Source organism: Ochrobactrum soli (assembly GCF_003664555.1).
GTDB lineage: Bacteria > Pseudomonadota > Alphaproteobacteria > Rhizobiales > Rhizobiaceae > Brucella > Brucella teleogrylli.
Genome location: NZ_RCHH01000001.1, coordinates 21,153 through 41,061, shown reverse-complemented (window position 1 = coordinate 41,061; position 19,909 = coordinate 21,153). Strand labels below are relative to the sequence as shown.

Genomic DNA, 19,909 nt, shown 5'->3' with positions numbered 1-19,909 from the left:
TGTGACGACGCGAACGGCGAGAGAGCGAAGCGATGGGATGACGCGAAAACGCTTCAGTTGTCGTTCCCCTTCGGTTCAGCTCCGGTATCGGAGCGCATACGATAACCCATGCCGCGCACGGTCTCGATCAGATCGACACCCATCTTCTTGCGCAGGCGTCCGACGAAGACTTCAATCGTATTGGAATCGCGATCGAAATCCTGATCGTAGAGATGCTCCACCAGTTCCGTGCGGGAAACCACTTCGTCCATATGATGCATGAGATAGGACAAAAGCCGGTATTCATGCGAGGTCAGCTTCAGCGACACGCCGTCAACACTGGCCTTGGAGGTCTTGGTGTCGAGATGCAATGGACCGCAGACGATTTCCGACGAGGCATGACCGGCAGCACGACGAATGAGCGCACGAAGCCGCGCCAAAACTTCCTCGATATGAAAAGGCTTGGCGACATAATCATCCGCACCGGCATCGATACCGGCAACCTTGTCGCTCCAGCGATCACGGGCGGTCAGCATGAGCACAGGCATGGCACGGCCGTTCCGACGCCAGCGTTCCACGACGCTGATGCCGTCAATACGCGGCAGTCCGATATCGAGAATCACTGCATCATAGGGTTCCGTATCGCCCAGAAAATGACCTTCTTCGCCGTCATAGGCGCTATCGACCACATAACCGGCGGCAACCATCGCATCGGAAAGTTGCCGGTTCAGGTCCTTGTCGTCCTCAACAATCAGGATACGCAAGCGGGCTGTCTCCCTTCAAAGGATCAGATGCAACGCAAAAGCCGGTCTGCTTCTTACAACGCAAACCGGCTCTAAAACCCATGCCGGGAATTTTATCGATTGGGCACAGCCACTTCGACGCGACGCGGACGTTCACCGTCGCGACCGGGGACCAGCACGACGACAACGCAAACCGGCGCACCGTTCTGGGTGGAAGGGGTGGCCTTGGCGAGCTGTCCGCCCTGTTTGGCCGCAACCTGTTCGCCCACGGCGGCGCAGTCGCTGGCAGCGGCGATCAGAAGATTGGAGGTCTGCGGCGCAGCAATCGGCATGGCGCCAGCATCGGCAATGCCGCCGACGGGCAACAAGCCAAAACTCACCGCGAGAAGCGCGAAAACTTTGAGTGCAGAGTTCTTTTTCATCATGCCGCCTTGTATAGCGCGCGACAGCTGAACGATGCATGAACAGCCTGTTCCCGCTATAGATCTTAAAGAATATTTTCCCTTAGCTATCACGCTTTGTGAAATTATGAAATGCGCGATGTTGCCCTGATACCGCCAAAAATCGTAACAATTCCAGCGATTGCAGCCGCCAGTTGCAGTAAAACATCTGTTAGTGCTTCGGGATCTAGATGCCGTCCGCAATCCCGATAGCGCCCGCCAGCCCCTTAATTATCGGGACCTGACCGTGCGGGGAAAATACTAGGATTTGTAGTCCGTCACGTCGTTTCTCCAGAAATTATAGGCCAGCCGCCAGATTGAGTATAGCCGTATCACCAGCGTCGATTTCGTGCTGACCATCGCTACACCGACTGGAACGCATCCGCGTCGACGTCGGCGGCGCGAATTACCTTGGCATAGGTCCAGGACGGTACAGCGACCTGTTCGCTACGAACCGAAACGCCATTTTGCCAAATCTCAACTGCGTAATGTTCGCGTTCCTCGCCGAGCGGAATGTCTTCGCCAAGCGAGTTGTCGGCATCAACCCGCCCGTGCCGCCAAATAGGTGAGAACGGATTTTAGTCGAGCGAGAGCGATTGCGAGAACGTAATGTGCATATTGCGCGTTAGCGCAGAGCTAAGCTGAAAGCGCCACGCTCACTCACCCCTCGCCGTCTAAGCCAGAAATGTTTTGTAGCCCAAAAAAGCCGCGGTCGATCTCACATCATCCAGCCTTAGCGATGAGCGTTTGGCTTCGAACATCCGGCTTCCCCATTGGAGCTCCTTGCAGAAGGTAAAATGCCCGGTAGGGCCGCATTTTTAAGTCGTTCGCTGAAACGCTTACACACCCCAAGAGCCGACCAGGAGGCAAGGCTCGCCGAAGTCGATCCTATGAGCATTAGTTCCGTTCGTCCAAGTACCGCTTCAAGCGCTAACGCTTTCGTGATCTTGACGCTTGCAGCGCCACCGAAAACTATGCCGCAGATAATGCCGACCACGAAGCGGGCCGCCGCCTCTCGTCTGCCATGCGGCGGCATATAGAAAAGAGATATAATCGCGCCTGCAATTGAACCTGCCACCTTGGAGAACCACAGCCAGGCGATGTCGGACGCAAAAAAAGTGTCGTTCAGGGTGCTCATAACGACCTCCAATCTTGTTGTGAGGCTTATAGACAACCGCGCGCCTCTTCTCGTCGAGGAGAACAGGGCACACGCAAATGGCTGCGGCGGGTCGTGCGCTGGGAGTTCTGCGATAACGTTAGGTAGTAAGGAAGGCGAGAATTCTGCCCGAAAGCACCCCTGCAGCGCTGAAAGCCTTGGCTTTATGCCCATCCAAGGCAGCACCGTCCGCCGGAACGAAGACCGACAGTCTATTCGAAATTGAGCTAGTTGTTGTCACAGGGAATTCCGAGCAGCATGTGCGGGGTTTCTTAGACCGTTACTCGGTGCATAAACCCGTACGCTTAATGCGCCTGCTGAATGCCCAGCAACGTCGTTTTCCCGTACGCCCGCAGCATTATGCGAACCAAGCGCCATCAGCGCGGCTTGCAGCGGCACGGAAGCAAAAAACGTAAAGCGGGATAAAGAGATGCCAACCACCACCAAGCAAAATCCGCCACGCCTGTCTTGTCGTGATATCCAACTGCGGCACCTGTGCTCATAAAAACCCCGGAAGCGCGAGCGCCTTCGGGGTTATGAACATGTTTGGTTCGACAAGTTAATCCCGCAGTCAGCGACTGCGGTTACACTTCTTCGACCGTACCGAATGACTACCAAAGCACCGTTACGCAGTCAAGGACTTTTTTCCTATTTAACGAATATTTTCCTGTTTTATGATATGGGCTGCAAATTCCATATTTAAGCATATACTTGAAAATAACATCTGCCCGGAACATCCGCTTCACCCTCAGCTCAAAGCGCCGAATTATAAAATAGCGGGCAACATTATGTTTCTGCTGCTTTTTCACGATTGCCATTAAAAATTTGCTCCTCCCTCCTTTGGCAACCAATCGTCAACTTCCACCCACTAGGCTCCTGGCCTATTAGTTTGCTATAATAAAAGAGCAAGTTCAGTGCATTTCCCAATTCTCTAGTGCCGAAGTCAGAGTTTATGCGTCATACGGCAGACAAAGATTCCGGAAAAAAGCAGCGGAAACCCTTCCGGGTTTCGCGCCTGATTGGACTCGACGCCTGGATTGATTCAGGCCTGTACAATCTGCATTTCCGTCTCGGCGAATGGTGGGAAAACATAACCATCTTTTCGCGCCGTTTTCGTGTGCGCGGTTTCCGGCGCTTTGTCGTCGAGGTTCTGGACGAGGGTTTTACGCTCGGCGTCGCGGGTTCTGTCGTGCTTTTGATGCTGGCGCTGCCCGCTTTTGAGGAAACCAAGAAAGACTGGCGCGCGCAGGACGATTATGCCGTCACTTTCCTTGACCGTTACGGCAATGAAATCGGCCAGCGCGGCATTCTCCACCGTCAGGCCGTGCCCATCGATGAATTGCCGGATCATGTCATCAAGGCGGTACTGGGCACCGAAGACCGGCGCTTCTTCGACCATTATGGCATCGATTTCTGGGGCCTCAGCCGTGCGCTCAGCCAGAACATGCGCGCCAATGGCGTTGTGCAGGGCGGCTCGACGATTACCCAGCAGCTTGCAAAAAACCTGTTTCTCTCCAACGAACGAACGCTGGAACGCAAGATCAAGGAAGCCTTTCTGGCGCTCTGGCTGGAAAGCAATCTGAGCAAGAAGGAAATCCTTCAGCTCTATCTCGACCGCGCCTATATGGGCGGCGGCACATTCGGTATTGCAGCCGCGTCCGAATTCTATTTCGGCAAGAACATCAAGGATGTCTCGCTCGCGGAAGCCGCCATGCTGGCGGGTCTGTTCAAGGCACCGGCCAAATTCGCGCCACATGTCAATCTGCCCGCTGCACGCGCACGCGCCAATGTCGTCTTGTCCAATATGGTGGAAAGCGGTTTTCTGAGCGAAGGTCAGGTCGCCGTCGCCCGCCGTCATCCGGCGAGTGTCATCGACCGCGCCAAGAATGAAAGCCCGGACTATTTCCTCGACTGGGCCTTCGATGAGGTGAAGCGCGTGGCAGGCCAGATGCCGCAGCACACGCTGATCGTGCGCACCACGCTGGACAGCAATATCCAGCGGGCAGCGGAGGAATCGCTCGAATATCACCTGCGCCAATATGGCAAGGACTATAATGTTGCGGAGGCCGCAACTGTGGTTCTCGCCAATGACGGCTCGGTGCGGGCGCTTGTCGGCGGGCGCGACTATGGCGAAAGCCAGTTCAACCGCGCTACCCGTGCGCTGCGTCAGGCGGGCTCGTCCTTCAAGCCTTATGTCTATGCGGCAGCAATGGAAAAGGGTCTGACGCCCAAAACCATCGTCTCCGATGCGCCCGTCAGCTGGGGCAACTGGTCGCCGCGCAATTATGGCCGCAGCTTCGCGGGTCGGGTCGACCTGACGACGGCACTCGTGCGCTCGCTGAACAGCGTGCCGGTGCGCCTCGCCAAGGATTATCTGACCACGGCACCGATTGTCGCCTTGACCAAGGCGATGGGTGTGGAATCGCCGATCTCCTCGCACAAGACGATGGTGCTTGGCACATCCGAAATGACGGTGATGGATCAGGCCACCGGCTTCAATGTGTTTCCGAATGGTGGCATGGCGGGCAATCGTCACGCCTTCACGCAGATCGTTTCTTCGGACGGTCGTGTATTGTGGGATTTCACCCGCGATGCGCCAAAGCCGCACCGCGCTCTGTCTGAAAAGGCCGCTTTCGAGATGAACTCGATGCTGGTTCAGGTGCCGGAGCGCGGGACGGGCCGTCGCGCCGCGCTGCCCATGACCCGCGTGGGCGGCAAGACCGGCACGACGCAGAACTATCGCGATGCCTGGTTTGTCGGCTTCACCGGCAATTTCACGGCGGCGGTCTGGTTCGGCAATGACAATTTCACGCCGATGAAGGATTTGACCGGCGGCATTCTGCCTGCCATGGCATGGCAGCGCATGATGTCCTATGCGCATCAAAACGTCGAACTGAAGCCGATACCCGGCGTCACGCCGCCTTTCCCCGCCCCGCCGAAAAACCCTGCGCCACAGGTGGCCAACGCCAAGCCGGAAGAAACCATGGCAGCGCCGCCACGGGTTCTTTCTCCGATGGCAACCAAGGTTCTCAAGGAGTTGCACGACCGTTTCATGGCCGCACCGCCTCTGCCGAAAATTGCCGAGCGGACCAAGATTTCGGTGCTTTGAGGATATATGCTTAAAACCATTCTCAAAGCTGCTTTTGTACTGGCGCTTGCGCTCGGCGGGGGCATATTCAGCGTCCATTTCATCCTCGACCGTTTCAACGGTTTTGGAGAATTGCAGGTTGGTGCCTGGACCGCATTTCCCGACGATGGGACGGCGAATGCCGATCCCTACTCGCGCGCCCGCGCCGCCCGCAAGGCCTATCTGGCGCTTGGCGCCGCAGAGGGGCTGCCCTTCTTTGCGCGCCGCGACAGCAGCGGACGCGACTTGCAACGCGGCTGCACCTATCGCCTGACCGGAGCCACGCCGCCAGCCCGTTTCTGGACGATCTATCCGGCCACGCCCAACCTCACTCCGATCAAGCCGCGTGACGGCCTGCAAGCAGCGCTTCATTCAAGAGAAGTCCTCTATGAAAGCGACGGCAGTGTTTCCATCACCATTGGGCCCGATGCCCGCCCCGGCAACTGGCTGCCGGTGGAAGGCCGTGGAGGCCTTATTCTCGTCATGACGCTTTACGACACGCCCGCCGCAAGCTCGTCGGGCCTGTCCGATCTCGTCATGCCTGTACTCGTGCGCACGGGGGACGACTGCCATGGGTAGGATCATCCGTCTCATCCTGCTCGGCCTCGTCGGCGCAGCCATCGTCCATATCTGTGTGCTGTTGCTGGTCCCGGTCTATTCCGACACGAATGCGTGGGCGCGTATCGAAAGCGCCACCACGCCCTATCGTTTCTTCGCTCTCGACGAGAACAAAGGCCCGGTCGGCGACAGCGACCCGCTGGTCAAGGAAGCGACCTGCCGTTTCGATCTGGCCGACGGGCCGGTTCATATGACCACGGCGGGCATTGTCCCCTACTGGTCCTTGTCGGTCTATGCGCCGAATGGCGACAATCTCTACAGCATCAACGATAACGTCTCCAATGAGCGCAAGCTTGATCTCATCATCGCCGATCCCGTCGGCATGGCGAGCCTCAAGGCGGACGGGTCGCAGATTGATGCGCAATCTCTGGCCGTCGAGCAGAACATTGGCGAAGGGGCTGCCGTGTTGCGTGTTTTCATGCCCGACGCGACCTGGAAGAAAGAGGTGCAACGCTTCTTCGATGACGCCCAGTGCGCGCCCTTCGAGGGCAGCTAAAGGCATCCAGATCTTCTGCGGCACGGTTAATGAGTTGCTAAGGCTTCATGCCTATTATCCGGTGTGCTGACCATTGCGGGGACCTTTGATGGCAGCGAGTGTATGCCTACCGGAGTATTCTGCGTGACAAATGATCAGTTCCGCGCCCTGGAGGAAATTTCAGGCAACCGGAGCCCGTCGAATTCAAAAGCGGGGAGCAAAGCGGACGACCTTCTGGCGGCCGCGATTTCTGCGTTCGCCGGTATCACGCGCCCCGGTCGTCAGGACATGCAACAGCTGGAAGATCTGGTCACGCCGCTTTTGCAGTGCGCGACCACGCGCGGCAAGCGTCACGCAGCCAATGCCCTTGCCCAGTTGGAAGAAGCCCCGCGCCGCATCATTCTCGCGCTTGCCGCCGAGCCGGTGGAAATCTCGGCCCCCATTCTCCTGCGTTCGCCGCTATTGCGTCCGGGCGACCTGATCGATCTCATCGGCCAGAACGGGCTTGCCCATGCCCGCGCCATTGCCCGCCGTCAGTCCGGCGATATTCTGCTGCAAGGCGTGTTGCGCAGCTTCGCCGATCCGGTGATCGACCGCACGCTGACGCTGCAGGACAATCTCGCGAATATCGAAGCCGAGCCGCTTGAAAAGCCGCAAATACCCGATCTGTCGGCAGCGAAAGCGCCGCTGATGAGCGGCGGCAGCTCGGAACGTCTCGCGCGCACGCTGCAACAGCCCTTCTTCAATGCGGGAACCTTGATCGGCTCTGACCGCCTGATCGAAACGGCGCTTTTGATCGACAGCCAGTTTTTCCGCAACGCGCTTGCCGATGCGCTCGACCTGTCGTTCGAGCGTGCTGACGCCGTCATCGGCAGATGGCCGGAGTCGCATCTGCCGATTGCTTTGAAGGCGCTTGGCCTCCCCGCCGCCGAATGCTTTCTGGTGATGACCGCTGTTCTGGGAACCATCGACACCGATCGCGACGGGCTGCGCGAATTCGTGCAAATCTACCGTTCCATCGATCGGGAAAAAGCCATGGCGCTGGTGCGCCGCTGGAAAGCCGAGGATATGTCGGCCATGCTGCGCAGTAAATTGCGTGAAATGGCTCATGATGATGAACCGCTGGCCGAGGCCGCCAACAGCGATGGACCGGCTGCGGATAGCAGGTTCGCCAAGTAAAGTTCAGAACGTCTCGCCGTCCTGCGCGATAGTGAAGAACAGAGACGCGTCGGTCACATCTTCCAGTTCGACCAGCCACAGGTCCGGATCAAAACGGATTTCCCGCTGCATCCTGTCGCCTGCCGCTATGTCGTCGGCATCGTGGAGAATGCGCAGAAACTTGCGCTCGCCATCATTGTCTTCTTCATAGGACGTCTGCGGCGCAGGCGAATAAAGATCGCATGTGCCGAAACGCGAACTGACCTTGATGAATATCGCGCCTGCTTCCGTCGAACCGCGCCGGGCGAGATAGGCAAAGCCACCCTCACCCTGCACTCGGCGGATCAATGCGGAAACCCAGAAATCCGATGTCAGTCGCATGGCCGCGTAACTACTTTTCTTTCGCATTATCCGACGCAAAACCGCTTCGCACTTTTGCTGGAAAGGCTTCTAGCTGATGAGCCCGATTTCACGCATCTTGGCAATGAGCGTGGAATCGATTTCGCCTGTCTGGCGCATGCCGAACAGCTTCTGGAACTCGCGAATGGCTGATTCCGTCGCCTTGCCCGGCTGGCCATTGACCGGCACCATATCATTGCCGAAAGCCTTCAGCCCGGCCTGCACGCGGATGATATCCTGCGAAGAGATTTTCCCCGCCGGACCTGCCGGTGCGCCAGCCGGTTCGCTCTTCTGAACCGGCTTTTGATAGGCGGCAAGATCAGGCTTCGGCTTGGCCGGCGTCTCGCTTTTCAACACAGCCGGTTGTGCGGATAGTTGCGGGCGCGGCGTCGGCACAGCCACGACTTCGATAGCCTTGGCGACCTCATCCTGTTGCGCAGGCGCCGGGCTTTCGACCTGCGCCGGAACGCTGGCCTGCTGCACGCCCAGTTTCTGCTGCAAGGCGCGCCAGCGATCCACAGCCTCGCGGGTCTGCGGGCCGGTAAAGCCATCCACCGGGCCTTTATAGACGCCAAGCATGGAAAGACGCTGTTGCAGACGGGCAATCTCCAGATCGGCATTCGGCGCGAGCGCAGGCAGCATATCGTCGGTGGCCGTGACCGGCATGCGATCTGCCGAAAGGTCGGCATCGCTCACGCCCTGCGTGGTCGTCTTGCCCGTTGCCTGCGGGTCAGCCGTTGCCGTTTCTACTGGCTTTGTTTCCTGCTGACTGGCGGCGGCGGTGCCGGGCAGAACGGCGCGTGGCGTCGGCTTGAAAACGAAATCAGGTCTCGTACGGAAGAACACGGCATTATGCGCCTCCGGCTGATACCAGAGCGCATTGGCCGACACGAAACTCATTACCACGAGAAAGGCCGTCGCTCCGCCGGTCAGAACCGGATTGCGCACGACAAAGTCACCGGCAACGATCGCCAGTGCCGAGGCCGAGTTGAAGAAGAATTGGAGGAGCCGTGTCCCCAGACTACGCTGTTTTGCGGGTCTGCGTGTGGAGCGGTTCTGCGATCCGCTCTGGGTTCTGCTCCCGGTCTTCGTCGTTCTGCCAGTCATTGCGCCTTTCTCCCTGGTGACGGTGCATATCGATCACCGTGCCAAGTTCCTGTTGTTCGTCATCTCCCGCGAGATATTGCGGACCTGTCACCGGAAGACGGACGGTCACAACCGTGCCTTCGCCGGGACAGCTCTTGAGGTTCATCGATCCCTGATGCAATTCCACGAGGCCCTTGACCACGGATAGTCCAAGGCCACTTCCTTCCTGAGCGCGCGTATAGCTGTTATCGGCGCGCACAAAAGGCATGCCGATGCGCTGCAAATCTTCCGGCTCGATACCGATGCCGGTGTCCGAAACGCTGATTTCCAGCATAGCGCGACCGTCAGCCACCACACGGGCGGCGTCAATGGTGACGCAACCGCCGGTCTCGGTGAACTTCACGGCATTGGCCGCCAGATTGAGCAGGATCTGCTGCACCGCGCGACGGTCGGCCATCAGTTCGCCAACGCCGTTGCCGACGCGATGGCAGAAGGCAACGCCCTTCTTTTCCGCCTGCGGCAGCATGACCGAGGTGCACATTTCGGCCACGTCGCGGAAGGCAAAGTTCTGCGGCGCAATCCCGTAAGTGCCGGTTTCCAGCCGCGAATTGTCGAGAACCGCATTCACCAACTCCAGCAGATAATGCCCCGACTGATGGATCAGGCCCGCATATTCGCGCTGCTTTTCATTGGCGAGCTGACCACCCACCCCATGCGACAGCATGTCGGAGAAACCGATGATGGAATTGAGCGGCGTGCGCAGTTCGTGGCTGACCGAGGCGAGCAGACGGCCCTTGCCGACGCGCTCCGATTCCAGCTCCGCCTTCAAGGTTGCGATTTCATCCAGAAGCTTTTGTTCGCCTTCCAGCGACCGACCGACCAGCGTGATTACGCCAGCGGCAGTCAGCCCTTCCAGACGATAGGCACGGAAAACCGGGCTTCCAGCTTCGATGGAGCGCAGACGGATATCGACACGTTTCGATGCAATCCCCGAACGCAGATCGGCCAGAAGCGAGAGATATTGCACGCGGTCGGCAACATGGACGCGGTCGACCAGAGCGGTCGTTTCCAGCATTTTTGGCTGCATGCCGAGAAGCTTTGCGGTCTTGTCGCCGACCGATGCGATGACGCCTTCTGCATCCAGTACGAACTGCACGTCGCCCTCGGCAATAGCAACCTGCGGCATGGCGGTTTCATTGTTCTGTGGCTTGACGGCCAGACCCACGCTGCGCGCGACAAGGCTTGCCGCATAAAGAACCAGCACTGTGACGGAGGCCAGCGAACCACCGGCAATCACGCCGCCGTTTGTCATCGCAAAAGCGCCGACAATGGCAAGTGCTGCAACAGCGCCAGCAATTGCGGCAGCAGGCTTGCGGCTGACAAGCCAGATTTCCAGCGGCAAGGCAGCCGCCATCAGCCACAGAGCGGCATCGCTACTGGAGACCATGCCAATGGCGGCAAGTCCCGCGCCATAGGCGACAAAATTCAATGTTCCGAGGAGAGCGGCGCTCAATCCCATCAGTGAGAGAGCGCAGAAAATCATCGCCATACCGGCGAAGCTGGCGGCGAGAATGGCAAATTCAGTCGGCCCGGATGCGAGACCGGAAGCCAGAACGGCAGCAACAAGCAGCAGCGGCACAACAACGACCGAACCGACAACACGCATAGCCGTCGCGTCGGGCGTGTTCACCCAGCGGCGGCAAAAACGTTCGTAAAAACGGCCGAGCGTCTGCACACCAGTGCGAACGGTCTTAGCTGCTTTCAAAAGAATGGCGTTCAACGTGCGCTACTCACTCAAACTCATACACATACTCATCCGCCCGAAACATTCGGAAAAGAACATTCCCGGCGATCTTCAGATTGCAGGTGAGGCTTTAAGGAAACGATAAAACGAGGCCCATGAATGCAGATAAGCATCGCGGGAGCCGTGCTTTTCGACCTATGGTAAACAGAGGGTAGCGATTGCTTGTACGAAAGCGCGAAGATTGCACAATCTTCCGCCTACCACTGCGCACATCACAGAATTGCGAATCGCGCGGTTACGGAATCTTTTCGATTTCATCGGACATTGGCGACATCGTTCGATTAGCTGAAGGCGAGCAACAGCAACAAGGCCATGATCCGTTTCCTCATCAAATCCGCTATCTGGCTGTCGCTGGCATTCATTGTAATGCCGCGCTTTTTCCCAGCGGAACAGGAAAACAAAAGTGCCGAAAAGCCCGCTGCCATCGCTGAGACGCGTGGCGAGCCGAGTACCGTGGATCAGCTTTTGGCCAATGGCAAAACGGCGATTGAGATCGGCAAACTCTGCATGAACAATCCGAGTTTCTGCGAGAATGGCACGTCGATGATTTCAAGTGCGGGCAGCGGTTTGCTCAAGGGCAGCGGCCAGATGCTCGATTATCTGAGCCAGCGTTTCGGCAACAAAAGCGAAACGCCTGCTGACCCGCAACCCGTAGCCGTCGCTGAAAAACCCGAAACGACAGTCTCCGAAATCCTGTCCGAGCAAGCCGCTCCTCAAACAAGCGGTTTGATCAATATCCCGATCCCGACCTCTCGTGCGGCAGCCTTGCGGGCACTGGATCGCCGGACGACTGGCGCGATCCCTGCAAAACACTGATCTTTCCCGTGACCTTACCACCATTCATGACTATATAAGCGGCACAACACCCCAAAGACGGCATTTCAGGCGAGTATCATGACGACCACAATCGATAGCATCATGTCCGACTTCGAATTTCTCGACGACTGGGAAGATCGCTATCGCTATGTCATCGATCTCGGCAAGGAACTGTCGCCCTATCCAGATGACGCGCGCGATGCAGAACATAAGGTTCAGGGCTGCGTCAGTCAGGTCTGGCTCAAGACCATGCCGCATAGCGGCGCAGATCCGGTGATCGAATTTCTGGGCGATTCCGATGCGCATATCGTGCGTGGTCTGGTCGCCATCGTTCTGGCGCTCTATTCCGGCAAACGCGCCTCGGAAATTCTCGCCATCGAGCCGGAAAGTGTGCTGAAAACGCTTGGCCTTGACGAGCATCTGACCCCACAGCGCTCAAACGGTCTGCGCGCCATGGTCGCCCGCATCCGCCGTGAAGCGGAAGCGGCCAAGCTCTCAGCCTAGTACCTTTTCCACCGACAGAGCAGCTGCAAGCAGGTTTTTGTCGGTGTCGCCGCGTGCGGTCAGCATCAGGCCTGTCGGCAGCTTCATGTCCGGCATAGGCAGCGTGATGCTGCACAGATCGAACTGATTGCCGACCTGCGTATCGCGTAGCGTCAGACCTTCCACACGATCATATTCGTCCTCGTCGTGACTGACCGAAGCAATCGTCGGCGCGACAATCGGTGTGGCGGGCGTGGCGAATGCATCGAAGCCATTCAACCGCTCATCCATCTCGCGGATCAGCTGATTTCGGGTTTCCACCATGGCGCGATAGGTTTCATCCGGCACGTGCAGGCGCACCGATAGCGGGCGCTTCACCCGCAGATCGACATTGGCGTCGGGGTCGCGCAGCCAAGTGTCGGCATGAATGCGGCTGGCCTCGATGCCGACAATCGACCCGGAGCTGCTTGCCTCTCGCCAGCGCTGGATCAAATCGTCCAGCATGATATCGACAAGCTTTACGCCTGCCTTTTCAAGCACCGCCAGCGACGCCCCGAAATGCGCAGCCACATCCGGCTCCATGGCGTCCAGCAAATAGCCCCTCGGCACGGCGATCCGCAGGCTGGAAAGCGGCACCGCATCCGGCAGAATCGGTGTTTCGCCCGCCATCACGGCATCGGTCAAAATGGCATCCGCCACCGTCCTGGTGAGCGGCCCAATGGAATCAAGCGAAGGCGCCAGCGGAAAAGCGCCATCCAACGGAATGCGCCGCGCCGTCGGCTTGAAACCGACAATGCCGTTCAGCGCCGCGGGAATGCGCACCGAACCGCCCGTATCCGACCCGATGGCGATTTCGCTGGTGCCTTCCGCTGCCGAGACCGCTGCGCCCGACGACGACCCACCCGGAATGCGCGTCGGATCGACGGCATTGCCCGGCTCCCCATAATGCGGGTTGAGACCGACTGGCGTGAAAGCAAATTCAGTCATATGCGTCTTGCCGACGATCACCGCTCCCGCCTCGCGCAGCCGCTGCACGATGGTCGCATCCTGGACCGCAGGTGCGGCTGTGCGCCGAACCACAGACCCGGCCAGCGTCGGTTCGCCCGCGACATCGAAGAGATCCTTGATCGAGACAATGCGGCCATCCAGCGGACCAAGGGCCTGCCCTGCTCCAAGCCGTGCATCAGCGGCATCTGCTTCCGCCCGCGCCCGCTCCGCATAAACCTTGCTGAAAACACGCTCATGATCGCGGCGGGCCTCAAGCCGCGTCAGAATAGTTTCCAGCCGATCCCGGACATTCGACGACATGCAAATTCTCCCCAATTTCCCCGCCCGGTCACACCGGCTTTTCCCTTGCGATAAGGTGGTGTTCGGTCACTGTCAATCGGGGGTATCTGGCCCCGCCTGAAATGACCGTGCGGCAAAACAGTCGCGGATTGCGGGCAGCGCTTCCCTCCCCGTTTGCGTGGTTGGACCACTGGTCGGATAGGCCAGCACCAGACGCTGGCGCAGCGTTTCATCCTCAATCGGCAGGCACACGACTTTTCGTCCATCATGGCTGAAATCGTGGCCGGGCCGCGTGAAAAGCAGCGACACGCCGAGACCATTCGCCACCATGCCGCGCACCATCTCCACCGAGGTGGTCCGCAGCACGATATTCGGCGACAGACCCTGCTGCCAAAATGGCACCAGCAGAAATTCGCGGCTGAGCGGCAGATCGACAAGAATGAACGGATAGCGCGCCAGTTCCGCCAGCGTCACGCTCTGCTTCGCGGCCAATGGATTGTCCGGCGGAACGACCGCATGCGGTGCGTAAGACAGCATGGTTTCCCATGTGACTGTCTCCGGCAGACCGACATCATAGGTAATGCCGAGATCGACAATGCCTTTTTCCAGCGCCCGCGCCATGCCTTCCAGATCGAACTCGCGCAGCTTCACGCGCATATCGGGAAACGCCTGTTTCAAATGGCCCAATATGCCCGGAACACAGACCGGCCCCAGCGTGCTGAAATAACCGAGCGTCAACCGTGCCGCACCCTCACCCTTGCCCGATAGAGCAAAATCTTCCGCGCCAGCCAGAAGCAGCCGCGCCTCTTGCAGCTTGCGACTGCCGAAAGGCGTCAGCTCCAGCCCCCTAGCCTGCCGCCGCTCGAAAAGCGGTTGCCCCAGATCACGTTCCAGATCGCGGATTGCCGCCGATATGGAGGGCTGCGAAACATTGAGCTTTTCGGCAGCGCCCGTTGCGCTGCCAGCCTCGGCGGAAGTGACGAAATAGTGGAGTTGACGAAGCGATATCATTAGAGGATTTTCCTATAATGACTGCTCGATTTCAATTCTTTTTCCGATACTGAACTGCGTTTAGCCTCCCCTTAAATTAAACAATAAGGGGATACGAACATGTTCAACGAAAGGGCGCCGTGCCTCGACGGGATTCGCGTTTTGGATTTCACGCGCGTTCTGGCCGGGCCGTTTTGTACGGCCTTGCTTGGCGATCTGGGCGCGGAAGTCATCAAGATCGAAAGTCCGGAAGGCGACGATTACCGGCACATCACGCCGGGCACAACCGACGGCGGTGGGCTGTTCCTGCTGATGAACCGCAACAAGAAGAGCATCTCCATTGATCTGCGCAAGGAACGCGGGCGGGATATTGTCCGCCAACTGGCAAAGAATACCGATATCATCGTGGAGAATTTTCGCCCCGGCGTGATGGACCGGCTGGGGCTCGGGTTTGCCGAGCTTGCCAAAAACAATCCGCGCCTCATCCATGTGGCGATTTCCGGCTTCGGCCAGCAAAGCCCGATGGGCAATCTGCCTGCATATGATCTCGTCGTGCAGGCGGTAACCGGCTTCATGGATATTTCCGGCGAACCGGATGGCCCGCCGATGATGACCGGCGAATCCGTTGCCGATCTGACCGCCGGGCTTTTTGCGTCCTGGTCGGCGCTGGCCGCACTTCTTGCCCGCGAACGAACCGGCAAGGGCCAGTTTGTCGATGTCGCCATGTATGATTGCCTGTTCAATCTTCTGCCTGCGGCGCTGACCCAGCAGCTTTATGGCAGCAAATCGCCGAAGCGGGTCGGGAATCGCCATCCTTTGAGCGCGCCATTCGGTGTCTTTGCGGCAGCGGACGGCTATCTGACGATTGCCGTTTTGAGTTCGAAGCAATTTGCCGGTCTGGCCGAAGCTTTGGGCGAACCCCAGCTTGCGACCGACGAACGCTTTGCCACGGCAACCGCACGCAACGAAAACCATGCCGAGCTGAAGGCCATCATCGAAGCATGGAGCACGGCAATGGGTGTCGAACAGGTGATCGACGCCTTGCAGGCCCATGACGTGCCCTGCTCGCCGGTGCTTTCTGTCTCCGATGCAACCGCCAGCGAACAGGTGCGCGCGCGTGGTCTCCTGCCGGAAGTCACGTCCGCCAGCGGCCCGGTGCGCGTTCTGCGCCAGCCGGCCAAGTTTTCCGGCATGGATTGCCCCGCCCCGACACCGCCACCCGCACTGGGCGCGCATGCCACCGACATATTGCAGGAAAAACTGGAACTTACTGCCGACGATATCGAAAGCCTCGTGCGCGACGGCGTGTTGCACGGCCTGACATTGCAACCGCAGCAGCTTCTGAAGGAACCCAACCATGACGCATGATTGCCTGCTGACCGACGAACAACGGATGATCCGTGACAGTGCGCGCAGCTTCGCCCGTGAAAAACTGGCCCCAACCGCAGCCATGCGCGACCGTGAGCACCATTATTTTCCGCGCACCGAAATGCAGGAACTGGGAGAGCTGGGTTTTCTCGGCATGCTGGTTTCCGAGGAATGGGGCGGCGTTGCAACCGACCATCTGAGCTATGTTCTGGCGCTGGAAGAAATCGCCGCCGCCGATGGCAGCATCGGCGCGATGATGGCGCTGCACAATGGTCTCATTTCGACTCCCTTGCGCGTACATGGGAGCGATCGGCAGAAGGAACTTTATCTGCGTCCGCTGGCGGAAGGTCGCTTCAACGGTGCTTTTGGCCTGACCGAACCGGAAGCAGGGTCCAATGCCTTTGCGATCCGTACCAAGGCGGTCCGGGTCGATGGCGGCTTTCGCCTCACCGGCGCAAAACAGTTCATGTCGAATGGCAAATCCGCCGATATCGCCATCATATTTGCGGCAACCGAGAGCGATGACCCGCGCCGCCGCATCACCGCGTTTCTGGTCTCCCCGACCGCGCCCGGTTATGTCTGCGTTCGCATCGAAGACAAGCTCGGCCTTGCGGCCTCGGAAACCTGTCAGGTGCAGCTTGACGATGTCTTCGTTGCCGACGACCATGTGCTGGGTGAAGTCGGCGGCGGCTATGCTCTGGCGATGAGCACGCTGGAACTCGGACGCCTTGGCATCGCGGCGCAGTCGCTTGGGCTGGCGCAGGCGGCCTTCGACCATGCCCATGCCTATGCGCTGGAACGGCAGACATTCGGCAAAGCCATCATCGAACATCAGGCAGTCGGTTTCCGGCTGGCAGAAATGCACACGCAAATCGAAGTGGCGCGCAGCTATCTGCATTATGTCGCAAGGCTGCGTGATGCAGGTCAGCCCTGCAAGACGGAAGCCGCCATGGCGAAACTGTTTGCCTCCGAGATTGCTGAAAAAGTCGCCTCTGAAGCGATCCAGGTGCACGGCGGCTATGGTTATCTCAAGGATTTCGCCGTCGAACGCATTTATCGCGATGCCCGGATCTGCCGCATCTACGAGGGAACCAGCGATATTCAAAAGCTGATTATCGCTGGGTCCCTCGCAAAGAAAGGCAAGGCCGTTTGACTGCCGAGAGCGGCCTCACCTCGTATGAGGCCGCGCTGCGGGGCGGTAGTCATCCGCCCCCCAATGCAGCACCACGCCCCGGCGACGATCACTGTCACGTGGCGGATTATAGTGCCGGTGCAGCATGGCGAGGCCCGCTTTCAGCATGACCTTGGCGGAACGCACCGGCCATTGACGCTCGCGCTCCACCCGCTCCAGCCCTTTCAGGAAACAGCAAACATCGACCAGCACGCGGCTTAATTCCGGCCCGACCGCCTCCAGCGCCCGCTCCACCCGCATTCGGCTCGCAAGTGCGATGTCGGTCAGTTCCGCCATGCCGCCTGCCCCACCGCGCCCGCCGCCGCCAACGCTGATATCCCAGCGCGACGTGATCGACGGCATCAGCGAACCCCGCGTGAAATCCGCCCGCAAGCGTTCTCCTGCGTGGAACTCATCCTCCGAAATGAAGGCATTGCCGTCAGGACCTTTACGGCGATAGAGCATGGCCAGCGGCGATTCCGCCAGATTGACCTCGACCTTCTCCCCCGATGCCAGTTCAATCAGCGCCGTCACCCGCCCGCCGCCATGATCTGGCTCAGGCGGCGCGATTTTGGTCGATTGCGTGCGCCTACGCCCATTACCGGAGAGCGCCAGCTTCTGACCGTCCATCCGCAGCAAACCTTCGCCGCACATGGCGGCGACTTCATCGCGGGCAACCGCAATCGTCCCCTGCTCGCCAACCAGCAGCATATGCGAATCGCGAACCGAATCCTGCATTTCGCAAGCACCTGTTTTGAGGAACCGCATCACGCGCATTTCGGACGTCGAGATCTGTGTGGTCATGCCGCCATCCTCCAGGTTGAAAAAGCCGAATTCACGATGCGCTCAAAGGCGGTCACGATGGCGTCGAAATCGACATCATCGCGCATATCTTCCACGAGATGGCAGGCATGCATCACCGTTGTGCGATCCCGCGCAAAGCCGGTGGCCACCTCCCGCATGGCCAGACCGAAGGACGTATGCGCCACATACATGCCGATCTGCCTGACCCGCGCCACATTGCGCCTGCACCGGGTTGGCGCACGCAGTTCCTTGCCATCCACACCGAACGACGCCACGAGGAGATCAATCAGCGTTTCGCACAATTGGACGCTGTATTCCTGCCGCTTTCGATCTGGCAATCCCTCAACGGGGTCGAGAAGAAGGGGCCTCCCATGTCGTGCCGCGATCAACCGCAAAGCATCAAAAGCATCTGCCCGCGTATGAATGACATCCGTTAGTTCCAAAGACATTCATCTTCCCTCATCTGAATAGGAATATCTTCTTATAATGAGAAAATTGCAAGGGAGGATAAGTTTGCGGGATAAAGTTTGGAGTGTCCGGCACCGCGTTGGAGGATGACGCTTCTGGCGCTTTGGCTTGAGCCACCTGACCGCCCACCCCAAGGGTTTCTCTAACTATTTGCTTTAGAGAGCGTTTTTCAACAGCCATCCGCAAGATCGGCGACACCGAGAGTAAACCGACCGTCCCTCCGCCCGTCAAACAGATTCACAGATTTTAGGAATATTATCCACACCATACAGAAATCGCCGATCCTGTTTGTATCGACAAACGAGGACAAGGCGTATGAAAACAGCGCTGGAACAGGCCCGCAGAATCTTTCTCGCCGAACGGGAGCAAGACCGGATGAGCGCCATGCAGCGCGTGGCCCTGCAAATCGTGGCGGGAATCGATATCGACTGGCTGGTGCAGGCATCGGAGACGGAAAAGCAGCAAGCAGCGCGCCGCCTCACGCGACTGATCGAACGCGAACGCCTCAAGGGCACCAGTGGTCACTGGAGTTATGATCTCAACCGCCACATTGCCTTAAAACAGGCGCTCGACAGGTTGGAAGGCAAAGCCGATCGTGATGTTGCTGCACATATACGCGGCCCGCGAAAGAGTTATAGTCAACGCCGACGCATTCGAACGACCGCGCCTGATAGCAATCACAAGCAAAAGCCCATCTCGATATAAAACAATCTTTGTCGCGTCCAAATCGAAAGCTCAAATACGAGAAGCACAGTGCTAAAACACAAAGAGCGCGCCCGGGCCTGCTCATGGCAGGTCAGGGCACGCTCCATATTTTTGCTTCAGGCACATTAATATCCGAAAACCGCTTCACGGTCTTCGCGATGCGCCGTCAGGATCGCTGATTAAGCGCCCTTCGGCTTGCGGCCGAGGCCCATCTTCTTTGCCAGACGCGAACGAGCGGCAGCATAGTTCGGAGCAACCATCGGGTAGTTAGGATCGAGATCCCACTTTTCGCGGTACTGTTCCGGGGTCATGTTGTAATGGGTCATCAGGTGACGCTTGAGCGACTTGAACTTCTTGCCGTCTTCGAGGCAGATGATGTAGTCGTCATGAACCGACTTCTTCGGATTGACGGCTGGCTTCGGCTTTTCAACAACAACCGGCGCTTCTTCACGTTCCACGTGACGCTTGAAAGCGGCATGAACATCAGCAATCAACAGCGGCAGCTCGCCCGCACGAATCGAATTATTGCCAACATAAGCAGCGACAACATCCGCGGTCAGGCTCAGAAGCAGTTCTGCGCTTTCGTCGTGCGTATCCAGATTTTCCATCGGTTTTCCTTTTTTTACTTCTTATGTTTTTGTTTTTCCGCAACTTTCGGCATCGATGACACATCTGAAGTCGGGATTGCGTATCTCAGAACTCTACCTAGCTCTTTTATGACCGCACTTAACAACTATCATGATCTTTTGCAATAGAATTGTTGTGCGAAACTACATTAATAATAGCCTATTATTCTTTAAGCCACAAATAAAAAGAACGAAAACAAAGCCTT

At 58.3% G+C, this 19,909-nt stretch carries 19 protein-coding genes and 2 pseudogenes; 9 read left to right on the top strand and 12 right to left on the bottom strand.

All coding sequences use genetic code 11. The features are described from left to right. Window positions 1–53: 53 nt before the first annotated feature. The 4 genes and pseudogenes from D8666_RS00210 to D8666_RS00195 all read right to left on the bottom strand — a co-directional run bounded on the left by D8666_RS00210 (window position 54) and on the right by D8666_RS00195 (window position 2,300). Window positions 54–743 (bottom strand): response regulator transcription factor, encoded by a 690-nt coding sequence (locus D8666_RS00210; RefSeq protein ID WP_109368604.1) that lies wholly within the window; start codon window positions 741–743, stop codon window positions 54–56. 92 nt (window positions 744–835) lie between these two features. After that, window positions 836–1,144, bottom strand: a complete 309-nt coding sequence (locus D8666_RS00205; protein WP_109368603.1) for a hypothetical protein — start codon at window positions 1,142–1,144, stop codon at window positions 836–838. A gap of 104 nt (window positions 1,145–1,248) precedes the next feature. Continuing rightward, a pseudogene (locus tag D8666_RS24625) lies at window positions 1,249–1,430 on the bottom strand (hypothetical protein). 465 nt (window positions 1,431–1,895) lie between these two features. Then, on the bottom strand, window positions 1,896–2,300 hold the full coding sequence (locus D8666_RS00195; protein WP_109368602.1) for a DUF6107 family protein: 405 nt from the start codon (window positions 2,298–2,300) through the stop codon (window positions 1,896–1,898). Between the two features lie 970 nt (window positions 2,301–3,270). On the opposite strand from D8666_RS00195, the gene D8666_RS00185 reads away from it, so the two are divergent. The 4 genes from D8666_RS00185 (at window position 3,271) to D8666_RS00170 (ending at window position 7,717) form a co-directional block, all read left to right on the top strand. Then, entirely contained in the window at window positions 3,271–5,427 is a 2,157-nt protein-coding gene (locus tag D8666_RS00185; protein WP_109368600.1) for a penicillin-binding protein 1A, read from the top strand. 6 nt (window positions 5,428–5,433) lie between these two features. Then, window positions 5,434–6,024: a DUF1214 domain-containing protein gene (locus tag D8666_RS00180; protein ID WP_121535507.1), complete on the top strand. Its 591-nt coding sequence runs from the start codon at window positions 5,434–5,436 to the stop codon at window positions 6,022–6,024. After that, on the top strand, window positions 6,017–6,559 hold the full coding sequence (locus D8666_RS00175) for a DUF1254 domain-containing protein (RefSeq protein ID WP_121535504.1): 543 nt from the start codon (window positions 6,017–6,019) through the stop codon (window positions 6,557–6,559). Before D8666_RS00180 ends, D8666_RS00175 begins: the two co-directional genes overlap by 8 nt. Before the next feature lie 123 nt (window positions 6,560–6,682). After that, window positions 6,683–7,717, top strand: coding sequence for a DUF2336 domain-containing protein (locus D8666_RS00170; protein ID WP_121535501.1), 1,035 nt, complete (start codon window positions 6,683–6,685; stop codon window positions 7,715–7,717). 3 nt (window positions 7,718–7,720) lie between these two features. Here the strand turns inward: D8666_RS00170 and D8666_RS00165 are convergent, their stop codons facing one another. The 3 genes from D8666_RS00165 to D8666_RS00155 all read right to left on the bottom strand — a co-directional run bounded on the left by D8666_RS00165 (window position 7,721) and on the right by D8666_RS00155 (window position 10,961). Beyond that, window positions 7,721–8,077 carry a DUF1491 family protein gene (locus D8666_RS00165; RefSeq protein ID WP_121535498.1) on the bottom strand — a complete coding sequence of 119 codons (357 nt, stop codon included), beginning with the start codon at window positions 8,075–8,077 and terminating at the stop codon, window positions 7,721–7,723. 69 nt (window positions 8,078–8,146) lie between these two features. After that, a complete protein-coding gene (locus D8666_RS00160; protein WP_121535495.1) occupies window positions 8,147–9,202 on the bottom strand; it encodes a peptidoglycan-binding domain-containing protein in 1,056 nt (351 codons plus the stop codon). After that, complete coding sequence (locus tag D8666_RS00155) at window positions 9,117–10,961, bottom strand: sensor histidine kinase (RefSeq protein WP_121535492.1); 1,845 nt, start codon at window positions 10,959–10,961, stop codon at window positions 9,117–9,119. Before D8666_RS00155 ends, D8666_RS00160 begins: the two co-directional genes overlap by 86 nt. A 336-nt stretch (window positions 10,962–11,297) precedes the next feature. Here D8666_RS00155 and D8666_RS00150 point away from each other — a divergent pair, with 336 nt between their 5' ends. Beyond that, window positions 11,298–11,801, top strand: coding sequence for a hypothetical protein (locus D8666_RS00150; protein WP_121535489.1), 504 nt, complete (start codon window positions 11,298–11,300; stop codon window positions 11,799–11,801). A 78-nt stretch (window positions 11,802–11,879) separates the two neighbouring features. Next, the gene (locus D8666_RS00145; RefSeq protein ID WP_078340179.1) at window positions 11,880–12,305 is read left to right on the top strand and encodes a SufE family protein; all 426 of its coding nucleotides are present in this window, start codon (window positions 11,880–11,882) and stop codon (window positions 12,303–12,305) included. Here D8666_RS00145 and D8666_RS00140 read toward each other — a convergent pair. Both D8666_RS00140 and D8666_RS00135 read right to left on the bottom strand, forming a co-directional pair. Next, the gene (locus D8666_RS00140; RefSeq protein WP_121535486.1) at window positions 12,297–13,592 is read right to left on the bottom strand and encodes an amidase; all 1,296 of its coding nucleotides are present in this window, start codon (window positions 13,590–13,592) and stop codon (window positions 12,297–12,299) included. The genes D8666_RS00145 and D8666_RS00140 overlap by 9 nt on opposite strands. A gap of 72 nt (window positions 13,593–13,664) precedes the next feature. Next, the gene (locus D8666_RS00135) at window positions 13,665–14,582 is read right to left on the bottom strand and encodes a LysR family transcriptional regulator (RefSeq protein ID WP_121535483.1); all 918 of its coding nucleotides are present in this window, start codon (window positions 14,580–14,582) and stop codon (window positions 13,665–13,667) included. A 99-nt stretch (window positions 14,583–14,681) separates the two neighbouring features. Between D8666_RS00135 and D8666_RS00130 the strand changes: the two genes are divergently transcribed. Both D8666_RS00130 and D8666_RS00125 read left to right on the top strand, forming a co-directional pair. Continuing rightward, window positions 14,682–15,929: a CaiB/BaiF CoA transferase family protein gene (locus tag D8666_RS00130; protein ID WP_121535480.1), complete on the top strand. Its 1,248-nt coding sequence runs from the start codon at window positions 14,682–14,684 to the stop codon at window positions 15,927–15,929. Beyond that, the gene (locus tag D8666_RS00125) at window positions 15,919–17,082 is read left to right on the top strand and encodes an acyl-CoA dehydrogenase family protein (RefSeq protein ID WP_121535477.1); all 1,164 of its coding nucleotides are present in this window, start codon (window positions 15,919–15,921) and stop codon (window positions 17,080–17,082) included. Before D8666_RS00130 ends, D8666_RS00125 begins: the two co-directional genes overlap by 11 nt. Window positions 17,083–17,097: 15 nt before the next feature. Here D8666_RS00125 and D8666_RS00120 read toward each other — a convergent pair whose 3' ends face one another. Further along, window positions 17,098–17,904, bottom strand: a complete 807-nt coding sequence (locus D8666_RS00120; protein WP_121535474.1) for a DUF6456 domain-containing protein — start codon at window positions 17,902–17,904, stop codon at window positions 17,098–17,100. Continuing rightward, window positions 17,901–18,347: a helix-turn-helix domain-containing protein gene (locus tag D8666_RS00115; protein ID WP_121536280.1), complete on the bottom strand. Its 447-nt coding sequence runs from the start codon at window positions 18,345–18,347 to the stop codon at window positions 17,901–17,903. The genes D8666_RS00120 and D8666_RS00115 overlap by 4 nt, the downstream gene beginning before the upstream one ends. A gap of 340 nt (window positions 18,348–18,687) precedes the next feature. On the opposite strand from D8666_RS00115, the pseudogene D8666_RS00110 reads away from it, so the two are divergent. After that, a pseudogene (locus tag D8666_RS00110) lies at window positions 18,688–18,969 on the top strand (cytoplasmic protein); the annotation flags it as partial. Window positions 18,970–19,256: 287 nt separating this feature from the next. Here the strand turns inward: D8666_RS00110 and D8666_RS00105 are convergent. After that, window positions 19,257–19,685: a Ros/MucR family transcriptional regulator gene (locus tag D8666_RS00105; RefSeq protein WP_109368585.1), complete on the bottom strand. Its 429-nt coding sequence runs from the start codon at window positions 19,683–19,685 to the stop codon at window positions 19,257–19,259. Window positions 19,686–19,909 lie beyond the last annotated feature (224 nt).

What these genes read in the sequence shown, in the direction of transcription:
- D8666_RS00195 (WP_109368602.1), bottom strand. Translation starts at nt 2,300, where the DNA reads ATGAGCACCCTGAACGACACTTTTTTTGCGTCCGACATCGCCTGGCTG.
- D8666_RS00145 (WP_078340179.1), top strand. Translation starts at nt 11,880, where the DNA reads ATGACGACCACAATCGATAGCATCATGTCCGACTTCGAATTTCTCGAC.
- D8666_RS00105 (WP_109368585.1), bottom strand. Translation starts at nt 19,685, where the DNA reads ATGGAAAATCTGGATACGCACGACGAAAGCGCAGAACTGCTTCTGAGC.
- D8666_RS00135 (WP_121535483.1), bottom strand. Translation starts at nt 14,582, where the DNA reads ATGATATCGCTTCGTCAACTCCACTATTTCGTCACTTCCGCCGAGGCT.
- D8666_RS00125 (WP_121535477.1), top strand. Translation starts at nt 15,919, where the DNA reads ATGACGCATGATTGCCTGCTGACCGACGAACAACGGATGATCCGTGAC.
- D8666_RS00140 (WP_121535486.1), bottom strand. Translation starts at nt 13,592, where the DNA reads ATGTCGTCGAATGTCCGGGATCGGCTGGAAACTATTCTGACGCGGCTT.
- D8666_RS00160 (WP_121535495.1), bottom strand. Translation starts at nt 9,202, where the DNA reads ATGACTGGCAGAACGACGAAGACCGGGAGCAGAACCCAGAGCGGATCG.
- D8666_RS00180 (WP_121535507.1), top strand. Translation starts at nt 5,434, where the DNA reads ATGCTTAAAACCATTCTCAAAGCTGCTTTTGTACTGGCGCTTGCGCTC.
- D8666_RS00165 (WP_121535498.1), bottom strand. Translation starts at nt 8,077, where the DNA reads ATGCGACTGACATCGGATTTCTGGGTTTCCGCATTGATCCGCCGAGTG.
- D8666_RS00150 (WP_121535489.1), top strand. Translation starts at nt 11,298, where the DNA reads ATGATCCGTTTCCTCATCAAATCCGCTATCTGGCTGTCGCTGGCATTC.
- D8666_RS00175 (WP_121535504.1), top strand. Translation starts at nt 6,017, where the DNA reads ATGGGTAGGATCATCCGTCTCATCCTGCTCGGCCTCGTCGGCGCAGCC.
- D8666_RS00205 (WP_109368603.1), bottom strand. Translation starts at nt 1,144, where the DNA reads ATGAAAAAGAACTCTGCACTCAAAGTTTTCGCGCTTCTCGCGGTGAGT.
- D8666_RS00185 (WP_109368600.1), top strand. Translation starts at nt 3,271, where the DNA reads ATGCGTCATACGGCAGACAAAGATTCCGGAAAAAAGCAGCGGAAACCC.
- D8666_RS00120 (WP_121535474.1), bottom strand. Translation starts at nt 17,904, where the DNA reads ATGACCACACAGATCTCGACGTCCGAAATGCGCGTGATGCGGTTCCTC.
- D8666_RS00130 (WP_121535480.1), top strand. Translation starts at nt 14,682, where the DNA reads ATGTTCAACGAAAGGGCGCCGTGCCTCGACGGGATTCGCGTTTTGGAT.